Origin of the sequence: Rhizobium albus (genome assembly GCA_030160035.1) — a bacterium.
GTDB lineage: Bacteria > Pseudomonadota > Alphaproteobacteria > Rhizobiales > Rhizobiaceae > Georhizobium > Georhizobium albus.
The window spans coordinates 756,619-775,051 of sequence record BSNO01000003.1; the positions used below are offsets into that span (position 1 = coordinate 756,619).

Sequence of the window (18,433 nt, forward strand, 5' to 3'; positions counted from 1 at the left end):
TTAACGATTACGGGGACCAGGTTTTTCGGGGGCGTCATGTCGATCACACGCAGAGGCATTCTTTTCGGGATGCCACTCTTCTTGGGCGCCTGCACGGCGTCGTCGGAATATCAGACGGCCCGGCTGAACTACGCGGCGCTGCCGGCGGAGCGGTTCCCGCTCGATGCCGTGCCGCTGCAGGAGATCGACCCGGAACTCCGCCGCCAGGAAGTCGCGTTCGATGGCGACTACGAAGCCGGCACCGTCGTGGTCAACACGCCTGAGCGTCGACTCTATTACGTGCTCGGCGGGGGCAGGGCGCTGCGCTACGGCATCGGCGTCGGTCGCGAAGGACTGGCACTGCGCGGCAACGCCACCGTCGGTCGCAAGGCCGAATGGCCGAATTGGACCCCTACGGCCAACATGATTCGGCGCGATCCACGCAATCTGCAATTCGCATCCGGCGTCCCCGGTGGGCCGACCAATCCGCTTGGCGCCCGCGCGCTTTATCTCTATCGCAATGGCCGCGACACCATGTTCCGCATCCACGGCACCAACCAGCCGCGCTCGATCGGGCAAGCCATGTCGAGCGGCTGCGTGCGCATGCTGAACCACGACGTGATCGATCTTTACGACCGCGTCCCAACCGGCAGCCGAGTCGTGGTGATCCAGGCCTGACCAGTCGCTTCCCGCGAACTTATCAAGGCGGCGTTCGGCCAACGATCGATCCTGTGAAATTTGTGATCCGCTCTTGATTCCTGCCGGGATCAGGGTAAACCGGCCACGGTCGCATTGCCCGACGGGCAAGCCGCCATTGGGGCGTAGCCAAGCGGTAAGGCAGCGGTTTTTGGTACCGCCATTCCCTGGTTCGAATCCAGGCGCCCCAGCCATTTCCCTTCATGTCAGACTTTCCGGTTTCGCGCAGACGGCTTAAGGCTGTTTGTGTTGATCGGCGACGGAGAGCAGGATGGCGGGTCTTTTCTACGAACAATTCAGCGTCGGCCTGACATTCGATCATGCGATCCGGCGCACGGTAACCGAGATGGACAATGTCCTGTTTTCGGCGATGACCCACAATCCGGCCGCGCTGCATCTCGACGAACACTACTGCCAGACGCAGACGGAATTCGGCCAGCGGATCGTCAACAGCGCCTTCACGCTGGGACTGATCGTTGGCATTTCAGTGGGCGACACGACGCTCGGCACCACAGTTGCCAATCTGGGCTGGGACGAGGTCAGGTTTCCGCGTCCGCTCTTCCACGGCGACACGGTGCATGTGCGCTCGACGGTGCACGAGATGCGCGAAAGCCGCACCCGGCCGGAATGCGGGATCGTCATCTTCCTGCATGAAGGCTTCAATCAGAAAGACGAATTGATCGCCACGTGCAAACGCTCGGCATTGATGCTGCGCAAACCGATGGAATGAGTGGGCGGGGGCCTTGAAATTCTACCGATGATGATTTTCCGGCTTGCATCGACCAGACCAAATCGCTAGTGAAGCCGGGCCTTCGGGCCATGTCGGAGTGTAGCGCAGCCTGGTAGCGCACCTCGTTCGGGACGAGGGGGTCGCAGGTTCAAATCCTGCCACTCCGACCATCGTTTTCAGGGCTTCCCGGGTCCTTCTTTGGATCAGTTTCTCGCCGATTAGGTTGAGCAATCCACCTTTTCATTCGCTCAGCGGACGGAGGACAGCGCCGGTGCCCCGGAGGCGGGCATTGGCGCGCTCGTGAGCGCGCTTGCCACAGCGTCTTTCAGCTGGTCGTGCGTGAACGGCTTGCCGAGCATCGGCAGTTTGAGCTGCTCGTTTTCCGGGATTTCGGCATAGCCGGTGACGATGAGGATCGGAAGTTCGGGACGGCGCTGGCGGATCGCGCGGGCGAGTTCGGTGCCGGTCATTCCTGGCATGGCGTGGTCGGTCACGAGCAAATCGATGCCGTCGTCCTTGTCCAGCATGTCCAGTGCCATGGTGCCGGAAGAGGCTTCGATCACGTCGTGGCCGAGTTCCTGCAGAAGGTCGACGGTGTTCATCAAAACGAGGAAATCGTCGTCGACGGCCAATACCTTGAGTGGTCCGGCGCTCGCCTGCTGCATCGGCAGCGCTGAGAGAGCGGTTCCCGCCTCGACATCGGCAGCGGGCAGCCAGAGCGTCGCGCGGGTGCCGGAACCGAATTCGCTTTCAAGCACCAACGCGCCACCGGATTGTTCGGCGAAGCCATGCACCATGGAAAGGCCGAGGCCGCTGCCGCGTTCGAGGCCCTTGGTGGTGAAGAACGGATCGCGTGCCCGTGCCAGCGTCTGCGGGTCCATGCCGATACCGTCATCCGCGATGTCGACGCGGATGTAATCGCCGGCCTTCAGACCGTCGACATCGCCGCTCTGCAGGTTGCTGCGCTTGGCGGATACCCGGATCGTGCCACCCTCCGGCATGGCGTCCTTGGCGTTGACGGCGAGATTGATGATGCTGATCTCGAGCTGATGCGCATCGACATGGGCGGTTGCCCCTTGTGGGTCGAAATCCGTCTCGAACTGGATCTGCGGGCCGAGCGAACGCTGTAGCGTGTCTGTGATGGATTGGAAGAGGTGCGGCACGGAGACGGGCTCGGCCTGCAGCGTCTGCTGACGGGCGAAGGACAACATGTGCTGAGTCAGCACCGAGCCGCGGCGCGCACCCTGCATGGCGTTCTCGATCAGGGCGTTCGCCCGATCATCCTGCGCGTAGCGGCGTTGGAGCAGTTCGAGGTTGCCGAGAACCACCGCCAGCAGATTGTTGAAATCATGCGCGATGCCGCCGGAGAGCTTGCCGATCGCTTCCATTTTCTGCGTCTGGCGCAACGCTTCTTCGGCACGCTTGCGCGCCGTCACGTCGATCAGTCCGCCGGAAACCGACAGAATGTCTCCATCGCTTTCGAGACGCGATGACATCAGCACATCGATCGGCACGCCGTCTCTCGTGCGGAAACGGTATTCCACATCGTCCATTGCCTGGCCTTGCAGGAGAAGCGGCCAATCGTGATCGAGAAACTTCTGGGCGGACTCCGGCTCCATGAAGAAGGCGAGGCGTTCGCCGTGCACGTCCTCCCGGTTTCGACCAAGAAGCTGCAGCCAGGAATCGCTGGCTTCCAGAATGGTGCCCTTGCCTGAGAGCGAGTGCAGCGGCAGCGGCGTGTGGCGATAGAGCGCGCGGAACTGTTCTTCGCTGCGGCGAAGGCGGTGCGCTTCCTGTGCCGCCATCTGAGCCAACCGCCGATCAACGACGGCTGCGGCCAGCGCCAGTGCCAGAATGACGAAGGTGATGACGGCGATGCCGACGGCGAGATTGCCATGGTTGAGGCCGAAGCCGGTGACGGCCTGCCCTCCCTCAACCGACGGAACGAAATGTGCCGCATGCATGCCGGCGTAGTGCATCCCCGAAACGGCAACTCCCATGGCCAGCGCAGCACCGATACGCAGGACGGGCCGCGTCTCGACGAGTGCCAACCAGAGGGCCGCGGTCGACGCTCCGATGGCGATCACCACCGATATGCCCACCCAGAACGGGTTGTAATGCATCTCCATGGGCATGCGCATGGCGGCCATGCCGGTATAATGCATCGCCAAAATACCGGCACCCATCAGGAGGCCGGCAATGAGCAGCGGCCGAAGGCCGCCATCCGCATCGCGCGCCACGGCGAAGCCGAGCCCTGTGACGCCGATGGCCAACACGAGCGAGAAGAGCGTGAGCGCCGCGTCGTAGGTGATGGTAACGCCGGGCAGGGAAAGAGCCAGCATGGCGACGAAGTGCATGGACCAGATGCCACCGCCCATGGCGAGCGCGGCCGTGCCGAGCCAAGCCATCGATGCTCGTTTGCCGGAAGCAGCCCTCAGCCGCCCGGCCAGATCCAGCGCCGTATAGGAGGCCGCAATGGCGATCAGGATCGAGAGCGCGACGAGGGCGGGATCGTGATGGCCATGCATTCTTTGTTTTCCGGCGGGCAGCTTGTCCGCGCTCTAGCACCTAAAGCGACAGCTTAAGAAGTCAATTCACGAGCACAGGGCCGCTCGTGCAATAACATGGGTCAATCTGGACGCGCTTGGAGAGGCTTTTCTTTCGACTATGCATTCTTTAGCACTGTCTCATCGATCCGTCACAGGTCATGGGCCTTGTCATCTGATTGTAACGGATCAAGAATATCGGCAACGCGCGGTCAGTCCTGCCCGCGACGATCAAAAGGGGAGACGTTCATGAACTTCATCAAGCGCCGCACCATCCTGACCGGTGCGGCATCGGTCGCCGGCCTGTCGCTCGCTTCGCCTTTCGTTTCACGCCGAAGCTATGCGCAAGGGTCTTCCGGCTCCGTCAATATCTTCGCCTGGGCAGGTTATCTCAACGACGAGATGCTTTCCGCCTTTACGGAAGCCACGGGCATCGAGGCCAACTACACGCCTTACGGCACCAATGACGAACTGCTGAACCAGCTGCGCGCCAATAACGGTGCTGGTTTCGACATCATCTGGCCCACCGTCGACCGCGTCCCGAACTATGTGGAATTCGGTCTCGTGCAGCCGCTGGATATCTCCAAGATCGAAGTCGATCGCTGCTTGCCGAGCGCCTGGTCAAGCTCCGAGAACCTCGGTGCCGTCATCGACGGCGAGCGTTATCAGGTTCCGACCGACTGGGGCACGGAAGGCATCGCGTTCGATCGTGACCAGATGCCGCTCGAATTCGGCACGGCATCCTACGGCGATATCTGGAAGCCGGAAGCCGAGGGTCTCGCCACCGTGCGCGGCCATTCCGGCCTTGTCGGTCTAGGCCTCTGGCTGGAAGCCGAAGGTCGCCTGCCGATGCCGATGCGCGAAGCCTTCGTTTCCGAAGAGAACATGGTCGCGATCTATGACGTGATCCTGGCGGAAGCGATTGCCCGCAAGGCCAACATCGCCCAGTTCTGGACCAACGAAAACGAAGCCCAGGGCGCATTCCGCGTCAATGGCTGTGCTGTCGGCCAGACGTGGGATTCCACGGCCGCAGCACTGGCAAAAGAAGGCCTGAATGTTGGCTTCCTCGCTCCGAAGGAAGGCGCGCTGACCTGGATGGAAGGCGTTTCGATCCCGGCCGGTGCCGAGAACCTCGATCAGGCTTACGCCTTCATCAACTGGTTCCTGACGCCGGAAGCAGGCGCCATGTACACCAACGCAACGTCGATCAACTCGACCGCCGTCGGTGCTGCCGAACTGACGTCGGACGACGCCAAGGCCTTCTTCGCCAACGCCTATCCGGGCGATGCACTGGAGAAGCTGTGGTGGTGGCCGATTCAGGAAACCTGGTTCGTCGAAAAGCGCAACGAATATCAGGACCGCTTCCTGTCCGCCTGATCCGACGATCGTAAGGGGTCGGCTGAACGCCGGCCCCCCACTCTTCATCTTCAAAATTCCGCAACTTTCGAGGCTTCATGTCCCATTCGGTCGAACTGCAGGATGTCGGCATGACATTCGGCAAAACCCGCGCCGTCGGCGATGTGAGCTTTACGGTGGAAGGTGGCGAATTCTTCTCCATCCTCGGCCCCTCGGGCTGCGGCAAGACGACGATCCTGCGCATGGTCGCAGGCTTTCTCCAGCCGACCGAAGGCAAGATCCTCATCGGCGGCAAGGACATGGCGGGGCTCGGCCCCGATCAACGCCCGACCGCGATGATCTTCCAGTCGCTGGCGCTTTTCCCGCTGATGCCGGTTTGGGAAAACATCGCCTTCGGGCTGGAGGCCCGTGGCGTCGCGAAGGCCGAACGTCGCCGGAAGGCGGACGAGCTGCTCAAGCTGATTGCGCTCGAAGGCTATGGCGACCGGATGCCGGGTGAGCTTTCAGGCGGCCAGCGTCAGCGCGTTGCCATCGCCCGCGCGCTCGCGGTGGAGCCTCAGGTACTGTTGCTCGACGAACCGCTTTCCGCGCTCGATTTGAAACTGCGCCAGCACATGCGCGCGGAACTGCGCGCCCTGCAGAAACGCACGGGCGTGACCTTCATCTACATTACCCACGACCAGTCGGAAGCGCTCGCCATGTCCGATCGCGTTGCAGTGATGAGCGCCGGCGTGCTGCAGCAGGTGGGTGCGCCGCGTGACCTTTATGACAACCCGGCGACGCCTTTCGTGGCGAAGTTCGTCGGCGAAACCAACGCCTATCCAGGCATCGTCCGCGCCATCGACGGAAAGACAGCCAGCATCGAGACGGCTCATGGCACGATGCGGGGCAGGGCGGGCCCGGCACTTGCCGTTGGCAGCAAGGCCAGTCTCTATGTGCGGCCGGAAGCGCTGAAAGCCGCTTCGGTCGACAATGCGGTCGCGGCAACCGTCGATCGCTTCGATTTCGAAGGCGCCTTCGCGCTGATCCATGCGCGCCTGCCCGACGGCGCGCCGCTCGTCGCCTCCGTCGGCAGCCTGGATTTCGCCGATGCGCCAAAACCGGGCGAGACGGCCCGCTTCGGCTTTGCACCGGACCATGCCGTGGTGCTTGCCGATGGGTGACGTCTTCAAGCGGTTCGGGGGCGGGCTCGGCACGGTCTTCACCGCGCTGGTGCTGGTCTGGCTGGCCGGAATGGTGCTGGCGCCGAACATCACCATGATCGACTATGCGCTGCGGCCGAACCTGCCGCCTTCCGCGATTGGCGGCGACCAGGACGTCTATTCGCTGAGCAACATTCTGTACCTTGCCGGCGAGGACGTGCACCGCGCGATCTTCTTCAAGACGATCTGGGCAAGCGCGCTCGTTGCGTTCATCACCTTCGTCGTCTGCTATCCCATCGCCTACTGGCTCGCGCAGAACGCGACACCGAACCAGACGGCGCTGGTGCTGCTTGCGCTGACGATCCCCTTCTGGATCAACGAGGTGCTGCGAACGCTTGCATGGTACATCCTGCTCGCGTTTCGCGGACCGCTCAACGAAGCACTGCTCGCGATCGGGATCATCGACGCGCCGGTGCGCTGGTTCGGCGATACCGGCGTGCTCGCCGGCATGGTCTACGCCTACATCCTCTTCATGCTGTTCCCGATCTACAACGCCATCGAGAGCCTCGAAAAATCGCAGGTCGAGGCGGCCAAGGATCTGGGTGCTTCGACATGGCGCATTCACGCCCGGGTAGTCATCCCGCATGCGAAGGCAGGCATCGCGACGGGTTGCGTCTTCACCTTCATGCTGGCGGCCGGCTCTTACGTCGCCCCCGCACTGCTCGGCGCGCCCGGCAGCCGCTGGTTCACGCAGATCATCTACAACTGGTTCTTCGAAGGCGGGAACTGGAACCGCGGCGCGGCCTATGCGCTGGTGCTGCTAGTGCTGTGTCTCGTCGTCGTTCTGGTGACGTTGAAGCTTGCGCGCGTCAATTTGACGGATGTCGCGAAATGAGGGCGAGCGACGTGATCCGCAACGCGCTCTTCGCGCTCTATTTCGTGGCGTTCTTCGCCTATCTGTTCCTGCCGCTCGGCATCATGGGGGCGGCGACGTTCAACGAAAGCCGGTTCCCGACCGTCACGCCGTGGCAGGGAACGACCCTGCAATGGTTCAACGAATTGTGGGCAGATGCCGCGATGTGGCAGTCGCTGTGGACGTCGATCATCATCGCCTTCTTCGTCGTTCTCGTCTCGTTGCCGATCGGCACGGCAGCGGCGCTCGTGCTGACCAGCCTGCACCAGAAGGCCCGCGGTCCGCTCTATGCGGTGATGGTCTCGCCGCTTCTGACGCCCGGCGTCGTGATCGGCATCGCGACGCTCGTCCTGTGGCGCCAGCTCGGCGTGGGTGGCGGCGTGTTCCTGATCGTGGTGGCCCAATCGAGCTACATCATCTGCTACGTGATGCTGATGATCGCGGCCCGCTTGCAGCGCTTCGATCGGACGCAGGAGGAGGCGGCGCTTGGCCTCGGTGCATCGAAGTTCATGGTGTTCCGTCGCGTGCTGCTGCCGTTCCTGAAGCCGGCGCTGATCGCAGCCGCGTTTCTGGCCATTCTGCAATCGATCGAAAACTACAACACGACGCTCTTCGTGCGCGGCTTCGATACGCCGTTGACGGTCTATATCGCCACCAAGGTGCGCACGGGCCTGACGCCGGCAGTCAATGCGCTCGCGCTCATCATGATCACCGCATCGATCCTCGGCGCGATCGCCTATGAGGTGCTGCGCCGGCGTGAAGCCCGTCGCAAGGCGAATTTGGCCTGAGCTTTCCACCAAAAGAGAAGGCTTTTGCACTTGGATCGGCGAACGGAAGTCATTAGCTCTGGCCCAAACGAAATGGGAAGGCCGAAGCCATGGCAGCGCCGAGCAAAGATGACGTCCTCGATCGATTGAAGCAGGTGCCGGGCCCCGACGGGCAGGGCAATATCGTCGAACTTGGACTCGTGTCCGACGTCTTCATCGCCGACGGAAAGGTCTTCTTCTCGATCAGCGTGCCAGCTGCCCGTGCCAAGGAGCTGGAGCCACTCCGCGCGGCAGCTGAAGATGCCGTGAAGACGATCCCCGGCGTGTCCTCCGCCATGGTCGCGCTGACCGCGGAAAAGAAGGCAAGCGCCACCGCGCCGGCTCCGAGCGCGCCGGCTGGCTCAGGCGAGCCCCGTCGCGAGCCTGCTCCCCGTGCGAAATCCGAGGTGGAAGGCATCGGCGCGATCATTGCGGTCGCCTCCGGCAAAGGCGGTGTCGGCAAATCGACGACCGCGGTCAATCTCGCTCTTGGCCTTAAGGGCCTCGGCCTGAAGGTGGGCGTTCTCGATGCGGACATTTACGGCCCTTCCATGCCCCGCCTGCTACATATCGGCGGCCGCCCCAAGACGGTGAACGGCCGCACGCTCGTGCCGATGGAGGCCTATGGGCTGAAGGTGATGTCGATCGGTTTCCTCGTGGACGAAGAGACCCCGATGATCTGGCGAGGGCCGATGGTGATCTCGGCGCTGACTCAGATGCTGCGCGAGGTCGCCTGGGGCGAACTCGACGTGCTGATCGTCGACATGCCGCCGGGCACCGGCGATGCACAGCTGACCATGGCGCAGCAGGTGCCTCTGGCAGGCGCGGTGATCGTCTCGACGCCGCAGGACCTGTCGCTCATCGATGCCCGCAAAGGCTGGAACATGTTCAAAAAGGTCGACGTGCCGCTGCTCGGGCTGGTCGAGAACATGAGCTATTTCGTCTGCCCCGATTGCGGCTCGACTCACGACATTTTCGGCCATGGCGGCGCGCAGAAGGAAGCCGAGAAGATCGGCATTCCCTTCCTCGGCGCCGTGCCGCTGCACATCGACATTCGCGAGATGTCGGATGCGGGAACGCCGGTCACGGTGACGGCCCCCGATGGTCCCCACGCCAAGATCTACGGCGAGATTGCCGAAAAGGTCTGGAGCAATCATCTGGCGCGCAAGGAAAGCGCCAAGGGCGGCCCGGCGATCGTCTTCGAATAATACGGATCGCTTGATCCCTGTTCGTGCATTTGCAGCAGGGATCGTGCCATAGTGCCGTTCCACCTTTGGGGAGGCATCGGCATGAGCGGCGCGGTCGACGAAGAATGCGGGGTGGCAAGCGATGGCCAGTGAGCGCCACGTGGTCGTCACCGGTGGGGCATCGGGCATCGGTCTTGCCACGGTGCACGCGCTCGTCGATGATGGCTACGCCGTCACGATCATCGATGCTGGCGGGTCCGCCATTTCCGCAGCCGAAGAAAGCCTCGAAGGCGAAGACGTGTTCTGCACGAGAGCGGACGTGACCGACGAGGACGAAATCGCGGAAGCTTTCGAAGCTGCCGCCGAAGAGTTCGGGCCGATCACGGGACTGGTCAACGCCGCCAATATTCTCCGCGTGGCGCCATTCGAAGCAACGAGCGCGGAGCTTTTCCGCCAGATCCTCGACGTCAATCTTGTCGGCGCGTTCATCACCTCCGCCGCGGCGCTCGATCGCATGGGGGACACGCTATCGATCGTGAATGTGAGCGCCGTGTCCGGCATGAGAGCCAATGCCGGTCGCGCCGCCTATGGCGCTTCAAAGGCAGGGCTGATCAGCATGAGCCAGGCTATGGCGGTTGAACTGGCGGCAAGCGGCATCCGGGTCAACTGCGTCGCGCCGGGACCGATCAATACGGAGACGACCATCGACACCCACTCGGCAGAAGATCGGGCACGGTGGTCGGAACGGGTGCCACAGCACCGCTACGGTTTGCCGGAAGAGGTGGCGGCCGCCATTCTGTTCCTGCTGTCGGACCAGGCGAGCTATATCAACGGCCAGGTTCTGGCTGTCGATGGCGGCTTCTCGGTCGCGGGGCTTATGCGGCCTGTCGGGCGTTAATAGACGGAGACAAGGCCGAAGGCCGGCACCTTGATGCCGATGCGTTTGATGTCGATACCGGCGACGAGGCCCATCAGATGGATTTCGAAGCCGCTGTGCCAGCCGGCGGAAAACCCAGCCAAGCCAAAGAGTGTCGCGTGCACATCGAGCCCGTCATCCGACACGGCAAAGAAGCGCCCGCCTGAGAGGTAATCCCGACCCACCGCGTTGGGCGGGAGCACGAGGCCGAGTTCAGGCACGTCACGCAGGACATGGGCGACGAAGGAATTGGAGTTCGGACCGGGATAGATGCGGTACCCGCGATCGCCGTTCGCGCCCTGATGCGGATAGGCAGCGATGGCTGCTTCCACCTTCGGGATCAGCCGTTCCGCCTCGGCGCCATGCACGCTGCCGACGATCTCCGGCAGGTTGGAGTACCAGCGCGCATCGGCAGGATAGCCGTCCATGCGCACCGGGCGACCCCAGCCCACCTTGTCGTAGCGGTGATAGCGCTCGCCTGCGCGCTTGGTGACGATCCAGCTGTGGGTGGCGAAAGCGCCCTTCATGCCGCCGGTGCGTGCCGCCATGATGTAGATCGCAGCTTCGGACGTGGAGGATGCGTCCGGCAGCATGCCGCTTGCCGACCAGTCCGCCTGGCGCCAGGAGGACGGCCGGTCGACGCTCGCCCACCAAGCAGCTGACGCGAGGGCCGGTGCGATGAAAATGGCGAAAACGGCAATGATGATGGCCATCACGGAACGCGCACGGCGCCTTCTTTGCCGATCTCCAGGTCCATGTTGCATCGCTTCGAGCCAACCCCTATCAGTTCGCCCATCCAACAAGAGCTTGAGGCGAATTCATGTCCAATCCCGTTCTGGTCGAAGTGACGCGCGGCGCGCTGGTCGAGAGCCGACACCGGGGCGCCATCGCCGTTGTCGACGCAGACGGGAAGATGGTGCTCGGGATCGGCGATGTCGAGCGCCCGGTGTTTCCGCGATCCGCCGTCAAGACGATGCAGGCACTGCCGTTGATCGAGAGCGGCGCGGCTGATGCTTTCGGGTTTGGCAACGCCGAGCTGTCGCTCGCCTGTGCGTCCCATTCCGGCGAGGCGGAACATGTGGCGCTGGCGGCAAGCATGCTCAACCGCGCTGGCCGCGATGCCGATGTGCTCGAATGTGGCTGCCATTGGCCGTTCGATCAACATGTTCTGATCGATCTGGCGAAAAGCGGCAAGGCGCCGACGGTCCTGCACAACAACTGCTCCGGCAAACATGCGGGCTTCGTGGCGACATCGGTGCACGCCGGAATTCCGACCGAAGGCTACGTGACCTACGATCACCCCATTCAGCGCGAGATACGCGGTGTGATGGAAGCACTGACGGGAACGGCGCTCGAAATGGACAAGTGTGGCACGGATGGCTGTGCCATTCCAACCTATGCCGTGCCGCTGGACCGGCTGGCGGACGGGTTTTCGAAAATGGTCACGGGCAGGGGCCTCGAGGCAGAGCGTGCCAAGGCGGCGCGCCGGCTGTTCGACGCGTGCATGGCCGAGCCGTTCTACATGTCGGGTTCCAAGCGTGCCTGCATGCACCTGATGCAGGCGGCACCCGGCCGGATCTTCGCCAAGACCGGCGCGGAAGGCGTGTTCTGCGCAGTGTTACCCGAGCAGGGGCTCGGCATCGCGCTGAAATGCGACGATGGCGGCACGCGCGCTTCCGAAGCGATGATTGCAGGTCTGCTGGCGCGCCTGCTGGGTTCCGACGATCCAGCCTACGCAGCGCTTGATGCTCTGGCGAACAAGACCTTGCGCAACTGGAACGGCACCGAGGTCGGGCAGATCAGAGTGACTGACGCTTTGACGCGGTGACGCCGGCGCCTCTCCACGCACGCTAGATGACGCGATTGCGTTCCACCGTCAGGTGAGCAGGCGCCTCTTCCCCCGAGGTGAGGTCGGCGGTCGCCGGCTCCCCCCAGCGGAAGCCGACGACCGCGCCCTCCGGAGTTCCTTCGATTACATTGTCGGAAATGAGCGCCTGCTGCGCTTCTTCTACGACTGTGACCGCAACGCCGACCGGTACAGCACGCACAATGTTGCCGGTCACGGATACGTTGCGGAGGAAGGGCCCCCAGCCCATGAGAATGCCCCATTTCGAGACATTCTCGATCGAATTGCCGGTCACTGCCGTGTCGGCTTCGATGGCGATGCCCCAGCCGAAGCCGGGGCCAACCGGTTCGTAAGGATCGGGCGCAACGATGTTGCGCACGATGTTGTTGGCGACCGTTGCCAACCGGCCCCCCTCGTTGAAGTTGGCGACGGAGATGCCGTTGGCTCCACCATCGATGAGGTTTGACGCAATGACGGCGCCTTCGAAGGAAAACTCCGAGTAGAGCGCCGTCTCACCGGAGCGCAGGCATTGATTGCCGACGATCTGGACGTTCGAGCCGGAGTTGGATCGGATGGCCGAGAACGCGCAATCGGACACTTGGTTGTTGGCGATCATCACGTTCGCAGCGCGAAAAACATTTATGCCATTGCCGTTTTGGCCAGTACCGCCATCGGCGGCGCCGATGCGCTCGACGCGGTTGTTCGTCACGATCGAGTTGTCCGGCCCATCCTCCCAGCGATGGATGAGGATGCCGCCATTGGCACAGTCGAAGACGTGGTTGTCGGTGACCGTCAGCCCCGTCGACTGGACGGAGTAGATGCCGACGCCGGCCGCACCTGAGATGCGTGTGCGACGGATGCCGCCGCCACAGCCCTCGAGCGCCAGCGCATTGCGCTGGCTTCCGATAAATTCACATTCGTCGAGATCGAGCCGCGAGACGTTGCGTGCCACGAGACTGCCGGTTGCCCAGGTGTCGAGCCAACGGTTGGCGCCATCGACAACGATGCCTTTCAGTGAAACCGTCTCGGCGTTCTCGGCGGCAAGAAACGAGCCTTCGCCCGTGTAGACGAGACGTGAAGCGCCGGGCACGCCCATCAGCCGCGCGCCGGCCGGCAGGGTGATGTTGGAGACGCGGTAGACGCCGGGCGGCAGGAACACCGGTTTTCCCTCAGGCGCAGCTTCGGCGAGCAGGCGGTTCAACAGCGCCCCCTGATCCACATCGGTGCCGGCACGCAGGCCGCCAGACTGCGCGTCGATCGCCCCCCGAAGATCGACCTGCGCGAAAAGCTGGCCGGCGCGCGCCGGCACCGATACGGAAACCGTGCACGCGGCTGCAGAGGCCAGAACCGCCTGGATTGCCGCTCGCCGTCTCATCATGGTTACGCCTTCCTTGCTGCGTTCAGCTCAGCAAACGGCGTGCCAACCGATCATGTGTCGTTATGAGACAGGGCGACCGTGCAGTGTGCAGAGATTTTGTGAGGGCGTGAGGAACATCGAGCGCAGTTGAAGCTTGGATGGGCCCACCGCCGATACCCGGCGACGCAACCATCAGAAGGATGCCCACCATGGCCAAAGAAAAGACTCTCCAGGATCTCTTCCACGATACGCTCAAGGACATCTATTACGCCGAGCGTAAGATCCTGAAGGCGCTGCCGAAAATGAAACGGGCTGCTCAGTCGGAAGAGCTGAAGGCAGCATTCGAAAAGCATCGTGAGGAAACCGAAGGCCAGATCGAGCGCCTGCAGCAGGTATTCGAACTCATCGGCAAGCGCGCACAGGGCAAGACCTGCGACGCGATTGAAGGGATCATCGCCGAAGGCGAAGAGATCATGGACGAATTCAAGGGCACGGCAGCGATCGATGCAGGCCTGATTTCGGCCGCACAGGCTGTCGAGCACTACGAGATCGCACGCTACGGCACGCTGAAGCGCTGGGCGGACACGCTCGGCATGAAGGACGCTGCCAAGCTGCTCGATGAGACGTTGCAGCAGGAAGGTAAGACCGACGAAGACCTGACTACGCTGGCCGACAAGGTTGCCAATCCGGCTGCCATGGAAAAGGCTGCCTGAAGTGTGACGATGTGATCGCGGCCCGCCATTCCACTTGAGGGTGGCGGGTGCTCGATCTTATTCGGCAATGGGGACGACGTGATCGCGGAAAAACCGCGTCGCGCCGTCCTCGTCGATTTCGCCCGCTGCGACGCCGAGAACGAAGGCGTAGAGCTTCGCATCATCCGTTTCCAGCATGAAGCCGTTGCTCATCAGGAAGACACCGGCAGAAACGATGGCAATACGCTTGTTGCCGTCAACGAACGCATGATTTTTAGCGAGCCCGAAGAGATAGGCAGCGGCGAGCTCGCAGATGTCTTCGCATCCGTAAGCCGCCTTATTTTCGGCCCGAGCCAGCGCGGATTCAAGGGCACCCGGATCGCGTAGGCCCTCGGCACCACCATGGCGCCTCAACTGCTCGCGATGCATGGCCTCGACAAGTTGCCGCGACAGGAAGTCCCAGCTCATTCCGCCAGCTTTTTGAGAGCGACCTTGTATCGGTCCATGAACTGATGGGCGAGCTTCATCTTCTCGGCAAAGTCATCTTCGGCAGGTTTTAAGAAGATGTTGCCGTTCTCTTCACGCAGTTCGAGCGTGTCGCCAGACTTCAAGCCATGGCGCTCAAGCACCTCCTTCGGCAGGATGATGCCTTCGGAATTTCCAATGCGACGGACCTGAACGTTCATGGCGACCTCCAATGTAATAACTGACGTTATAACGTGGGACGTCGCCGGTCAAGATCAAGCCGCTTGTGGCTTGCTTCGGATGGCGGCGATCAGTTCGAGCGCCGCTTCGGCAATCACGGTACCCGGAGGAAATATCGCGTCGGCGCCGGCACGGCGCAATGCCTCGAAATCGTCCGGCGGAATCACGCCGCCGACCGCGATCAGTACGCCGTCGCCACCGCGCTTATCGAGCGCAGCTTTCAGTTCGGGGACGAGCGTGAGGTGACCGGCAGCCAGCGAGGAGGCGCCAACAATGTGCGCGCCTTCTGCAAGCGCAAGATCGGCGACCTCTTCCGGCGTCTGGAACATCGCACCGACGATGACATCGAAGCCAAGATCGGCAAAGGCTGTGGCGATGACTTTCTGGCCACGATCATGGCCGTCCTGTCCCATTTTCGCGACCAGTATCCGCGGCTTTACGCCCGTTTCGCGTAGAAAAGCCTCGACTGCCCGGACAGCTTCCTCGAAGGCTGGGTTCTCGCCGCCGATCTCCTTCCGGTAGACGCCCGAAATGGTGCGAACCTCTGCCACGTGGCGGCCAAATGCCTTCTCGAGCGCGAGGGAGATCTCGCCCACAGTGGCTCGGGCGCGCGCTGCTTCCACGGAGAATGCGAGCAAATTGCCCTGGCCGGAGCGAGCAGCTTCGGTCAGCCGATCGAGCGCGGTCTCGACGGCGGCCACATCGCGCGTGCCCTTCAATTGCTGCAGCTTGGACAGTTGGCGGGCGCGCACTTCGGCATTGTCGACCTTCAGCACGTCGACGTCGATTTCTTCCGACGTCCGGTAGGCATTGACGCCGACGACCGTCTGCTGGCCGCTGTCGATCCGCGCCTGGGTGCGGGCGGCGGCTTCCTCGATCCTGAGCTTCGGGATGCCCTGTTCGATCGCCTTGGCCATGCCGCCGAGGCTTTCCACCTCTTCGATGTGCGTGAGCGCGCGGGCAGCGAGGTCGTGCGTCAGCCGCTCGACATGGAAGGAGCCGCCCCAGGGATCGATGAGTTTGGTGGTACCGGATTCCGCTTGGAGAATGAGCTGGGTGTTGCGGGCGATCCGCGCGGAGTGATCGGTCGGCAGCGCCAACGCCTCATCGAAGGAATTCGTATGGAGCGATTGCGTGTGGCCCTGCGTCGCCGCCATGGCCTCCAGCATGGTGCGCATCACGTTGTTCATCGGATCCTGCGCCGTCAGCGACCAGCCGGAGGTCTGGCTGTGGGTGCGCAACGCCAGCGAGCGCTGATCCTTGGGATCGAAGTTCTTCTTCATCAACGACGCCCAGATGAGCCGGGCCGCGCGCAGCTTCGCGACTTCCATGAAGAAGTTCATGCCGATCGCCCAGAAGAAGGAGAGGCGGGGCGCAAAAGCATCGATGTCCTGGCCGCTCGCGACACCGGCACGCGCGTATTCGATGCCGTCGGCGATCGTGTAGGCAAGCTCGAGATCGGCCGTCGCTCCGGCCTCCTGCATGTGGTAGCCGGAGATCGAGATCGAATTGAATTTCGGCATCTTTTCCGCCGTGTAGGCGAAGATGTCCGAGACGATCCGCATCGAAGGTTGTGGCGGGTAAATGTAGGTGTTGCGGACCATGAACTCCTTCAGGATGTCGTTCTGAATGGTCCCGGCAAGCTTCTCGGGCGGCACGCCCTGTTCCTCGCCGGCAACGATATAGAGCGCCATGATCGGCAGCACCGCTCCGTTCATGGTCATTGATACGGTCATCTCGTCGAGCGGGATGCCGTCGAAGAGCTGCTGCATGTCGAGGATGGAATCGATCGCGACTCCGGCCATGCCGACATCGCCGGCGACGCGCGGATGGTCGCTGTCATAGCCGCGGTGTGTCGCGAGATCAAAGGCGATCGACAGGCCTTTTTGGCCGGCAGCGAGGTTGCGGCGGTAGAAGGCGTTTGATTCTTCGGCGGTCGAGAACCCGGCATATTGGCGGATTGTCCAGGGCTTCTGAACATACATTGTCGGATAGGGACCGCGGATGAAGGGGGCAATGCCGGGATGGCTGTCGAGATAGGGCAGGCCATCGATATCGGCCGCACCATAGCTTTGCCGAACTGCGATCCCTTCCGGCGTCTGCCATTCGCCGCTTGTAGCGGTTGGAACCTCAATGGCGGGCGACTGCCAGCCGATCGTGGTGAAATCGGGAAGCTTGCTCATGCGGCTTCTCCCGTCTCGAGCATCTCGTCGAGCCGAACCGGTGATAGGGCACCGCGTTCCATGGTGGAAGGATCGCGCTCCATCGATACCGTCATCGGCCGATCACGCGTCGGTTGAAAGCGTGTCGTGCCGATGATCGTGCGTTGCCCGGCGGCTATTGCTTCATGACGCGCACGTCGCTTCTCCGCGATGCGTGCGGTGATGAGCCCATGCTGGATGCTTTGCGCCAGACCACCTTCGCCCTCGATCTGCTGGAAGACCTGCCAGCCCAATTCAGCTAGCTCTCCGGTGAGATGCTCGATGCCGCCGGAGCCAGCGCCGGGATCGAGAACATGGGCGAGGTGGCCCTCATCGATCAGGACAGCCTGGGTGTTGCGGGCGATGCGGCGGGCGAAACGGTCGGGAAGGCCAAGTGGTAATGTATGGGGGAGAACGGACACCGAATCCGCGCCACCGATGCCCGCGGCGAACACCGCGATGGTGTTGCGCAGGATGTTGGTTTCCGGGTCGCGCTGCGCAAGCATACGGTAGGAGGTCTCGGCATGGAGATGCGCGCCGAAGGGTTCCTCGATGCCGAGCAGTTCCATCAAACGCGCATGGAGGATGCGAAGCGCCCGGAACTTGGCGATCGTCAGGAACTGGTCCTGGTCGGCCGAAAGCACGAATTCGGTCGCGGCGAGCGCCGAACCCACATCGATCCCCGTCCGTTCTGCCATGCGCAGTGCCTCGACGGCAGCGGCAAGCGTGAAACCGAGTTCCTGGGCTTCGCTCGCACCGGCGTTGTGCGCAAGCGTCCCGTCGGCGCGCATCACAGTCCCATCGAGGTCGAGATCGAAGGCCCGTGCGATCACATCTGGCCCATGCTGGACAAGCGGAGAAATGCCGAGATCCACATGGGCGGTGCCGTCTTCGGGCTGCGCTTCTAGCCCATCCAGAAGCGCGCTCAAATCCCTGGCCGGTGCATCGAAACGAATTTCCTGCACGGCACGGATCGTCGCCAGATGCTTGGGGAGTTGATCGATATCGACGCCGAAACCATAGGCCGAGGCAGCGCCGGTCAGAGATATCGACAAACCCGTGGCGCCGCCGCCGATGTCCGCTTCGATCTGCACTTCGGCACGCGGCAGGTCGGGGTCGTCGAGCCTCTGGGAGATCGTCCATGGCTGCGTCGGATGCGAACGGGTTCTTAAAGAAGCGTCGGGAACGCGAACTGCGATCGGGCCGAATGCGATGCCGTCATCGGTGTGGCTGACAAGCTCGTCATCGAAGCTTGCACCCTTCAAAGCGCGCAAGACGAGAGCGCGCCAATCCTCTGCAGAGGAGGGGCTGAAGGCAGTTGTTTCGAAAAGATCAGGCGTCATAGAAGCGTCTCCCACCGA

The 18,433-nt window shown here is 62.7% G+C and carries 17 protein-coding genes and 2 tRNA genes; 12 read left to right on the forward strand and 7 right to left on the reverse strand.

Annotated elements, in window-relative coordinates:
- Nucleotides 1–36 precede the first annotated feature (36 nt).
- The 4 genes from QQL76_RS11330 to QQL76_RS11345 all read left to right on the forward strand — a co-directional run bounded on the left by QQL76_RS11330 (nucleotide 37) and on the right by QQL76_RS11345 (nucleotide 1,575).
- Nucleotides 37–657 carry a L,D-transpeptidase gene (locus QQL76_RS11330; protein WP_499207724.1) on the forward strand — a complete coding sequence of 207 codons (621 nt, stop codon included), beginning with the start codon at nucleotides 37–39 and terminating at the stop codon, nucleotides 655–657.
- A gap of 137 nt (nucleotides 658–794) precedes the next feature.
- A tRNA-Gln gene (locus QQL76_RS11335) sits at nucleotides 795–869 on the forward strand.
- Between the two features lie 77 nt (nucleotides 870–946).
- Complete coding sequence (locus QQL76_RS11340) at nucleotides 947–1,405, forward strand: MaoC family dehydratase (RefSeq protein WP_499207725.1); 459 nt, start codon at nucleotides 947–949, stop codon at nucleotides 1,403–1,405.
- 93 nt (nucleotides 1,406–1,498) lie between these two features.
- Nucleotides 1,499–1,575, forward strand: a tRNA-Pro gene (locus tag QQL76_RS11345).
- Between the two features lie 78 nt (nucleotides 1,576–1,653).
- Here QQL76_RS11345 and QQL76_RS11350 read toward each other — a convergent pair.
- A complete protein-coding gene (locus QQL76_RS11350) occupies nucleotides 1,654–3,933 on the reverse strand; it encodes an MHYT domain-containing protein (RefSeq protein WP_499207726.1) in 2,280 nt (759 codons plus the stop codon).
- 267 nt (nucleotides 3,934–4,200) lie between these two features.
- Between QQL76_RS11350 and QQL76_RS11355 the strand changes: the two genes are divergently transcribed.
- From QQL76_RS11355 to QQL76_RS11380, 6 genes are all read left to right on the forward strand, one after another.
- A complete protein-coding gene (locus QQL76_RS11355; RefSeq protein WP_499207727.1) occupies nucleotides 4,201–5,328 on the forward strand; it encodes a type 2 periplasmic-binding domain-containing protein in 1,128 nt (375 codons plus the stop codon).
- 77 nt (nucleotides 5,329–5,405) lie between these two features.
- Nucleotides 5,406–6,470 carry an ABC transporter ATP-binding protein gene (locus tag QQL76_RS11360; RefSeq protein ID WP_499207728.1) on the forward strand — a complete coding sequence of 355 codons (1,065 nt, stop codon included), beginning with the start codon at nucleotides 5,406–5,408 and terminating at the stop codon, nucleotides 6,468–6,470.
- A complete protein-coding gene (locus QQL76_RS11365) occupies nucleotides 6,463–7,344 on the forward strand; it encodes an ABC transporter permease (RefSeq protein ID WP_404862449.1) in 882 nt (293 codons plus the stop codon). The genes QQL76_RS11360 and QQL76_RS11365 overlap by 8 nt, the downstream gene beginning before the upstream one ends.
- Entirely contained in the window at nucleotides 7,341–8,150 is an 810-nt protein-coding gene (locus tag QQL76_RS11370; protein ID WP_499207729.1) for an ABC transporter permease, read from the forward strand. The genes QQL76_RS11365 and QQL76_RS11370 overlap by 4 nt, the downstream gene beginning before the upstream one ends.
- Nucleotides 8,151–8,239: 89 nt before the next feature.
- On the forward strand, nucleotides 8,240–9,376 hold the full coding sequence (locus QQL76_RS11375) for an Mrp/NBP35 family ATP-binding protein (protein WP_499207730.1): 1,137 nt from the start codon (nucleotides 8,240–8,242) through the stop codon (nucleotides 9,374–9,376).
- Between the two features lie 121 nt (nucleotides 9,377–9,497).
- The gene (locus QQL76_RS11380) at nucleotides 9,498–10,253 is read left to right on the forward strand and encodes an SDR family NAD(P)-dependent oxidoreductase (protein WP_499207731.1); all 756 of its coding nucleotides are present in this window, start codon (nucleotides 9,498–9,500) and stop codon (nucleotides 10,251–10,253) included.
- Here the strand turns inward: QQL76_RS11380 and QQL76_RS11385 are convergent.
- Nucleotides 10,250–10,984: a DUF3750 domain-containing protein gene (locus QQL76_RS11385; protein ID WP_499207732.1), complete on the reverse strand. Its 735-nt coding sequence runs from the start codon at nucleotides 10,982–10,984 to the stop codon at nucleotides 10,250–10,252. The genes QQL76_RS11380 and QQL76_RS11385 overlap by 4 nt on opposite strands.
- Nucleotides 10,985–11,091: 107 nt before the next feature.
- On the opposite strand from QQL76_RS11385, the gene QQL76_RS11390 reads away from it, so the two are divergent.
- Nucleotides 11,092–12,099, forward strand: a complete 1,008-nt coding sequence (locus QQL76_RS11390) for an asparaginase (protein ID WP_499207733.1) — start codon at nucleotides 11,092–11,094, stop codon at nucleotides 12,097–12,099.
- A 22-nt stretch (nucleotides 12,100–12,121) separates the two neighbouring features.
- Here QQL76_RS11390 and QQL76_RS11395 read toward each other — a convergent pair whose 3' ends face one another.
- Nucleotides 12,122–13,495: a TIGR03808 family TAT-translocated repetitive protein gene (locus QQL76_RS11395; RefSeq protein WP_499207734.1), complete on the reverse strand. Its 1,374-nt coding sequence runs from the start codon at nucleotides 13,493–13,495 to the stop codon at nucleotides 12,122–12,124.
- A 188-nt stretch (nucleotides 13,496–13,683) separates the two neighbouring features.
- Here QQL76_RS11395 and QQL76_RS11400 point away from each other — a divergent pair, with 188 nt between their 5' ends.
- Nucleotides 13,684–14,187: a YciE/YciF ferroxidase family protein gene (locus tag QQL76_RS11400; protein ID WP_499207735.1), complete on the forward strand. Its 504-nt coding sequence runs from the start codon at nucleotides 13,684–13,686 to the stop codon at nucleotides 14,185–14,187.
- Nucleotides 14,188–14,244: 57 nt separating this feature from the next.
- On the opposite strand, the gene QQL76_RS11405 is transcribed toward QQL76_RS11400, so the two are convergent.
- Genes QQL76_RS11405 through QQL76_RS11420 form a run of 4 tightly spaced genes read right to left on the reverse strand, consistent with a single transcriptional unit; the run spans nucleotide 14,245 to nucleotide 18,415 of the window.
- The gene (locus tag QQL76_RS11405) at nucleotides 14,245–14,634 is read right to left on the reverse strand and encodes a type II toxin-antitoxin system death-on-curing family toxin (protein WP_499207736.1); all 390 of its coding nucleotides are present in this window, start codon (nucleotides 14,632–14,634) and stop codon (nucleotides 14,245–14,247) included.
- A complete protein-coding gene (locus QQL76_RS11410) occupies nucleotides 14,631–14,852 on the reverse strand; it encodes an AbrB/MazE/SpoVT family DNA-binding domain-containing protein (protein WP_126011033.1) in 222 nt (73 codons plus the stop codon). The genes QQL76_RS11405 and QQL76_RS11410 overlap by 4 nt, the downstream gene beginning before the upstream one ends.
- Before the next feature lie 54 nt (nucleotides 14,853–14,906).
- Nucleotides 14,907–17,054: a methylmalonyl-CoA mutase gene (gene scpA / locus QQL76_RS11415; protein WP_499207737.1), complete on the reverse strand. Its 2,148-nt coding sequence runs from the start codon at nucleotides 17,052–17,054 to the stop codon at nucleotides 14,907–14,909.
- Nucleotides 17,051–18,415, reverse strand: a complete 1,365-nt coding sequence (locus QQL76_RS11420; protein ID WP_499207738.1) for a methylmalonyl-CoA mutase family protein — start codon at nucleotides 18,413–18,415, stop codon at nucleotides 17,051–17,053. Before QQL76_RS11420 ends, scpA begins: the two co-directional genes overlap by 4 nt.
- Between the last annotated feature and the right edge of the window lie 18 nt (nucleotides 18,416–18,433).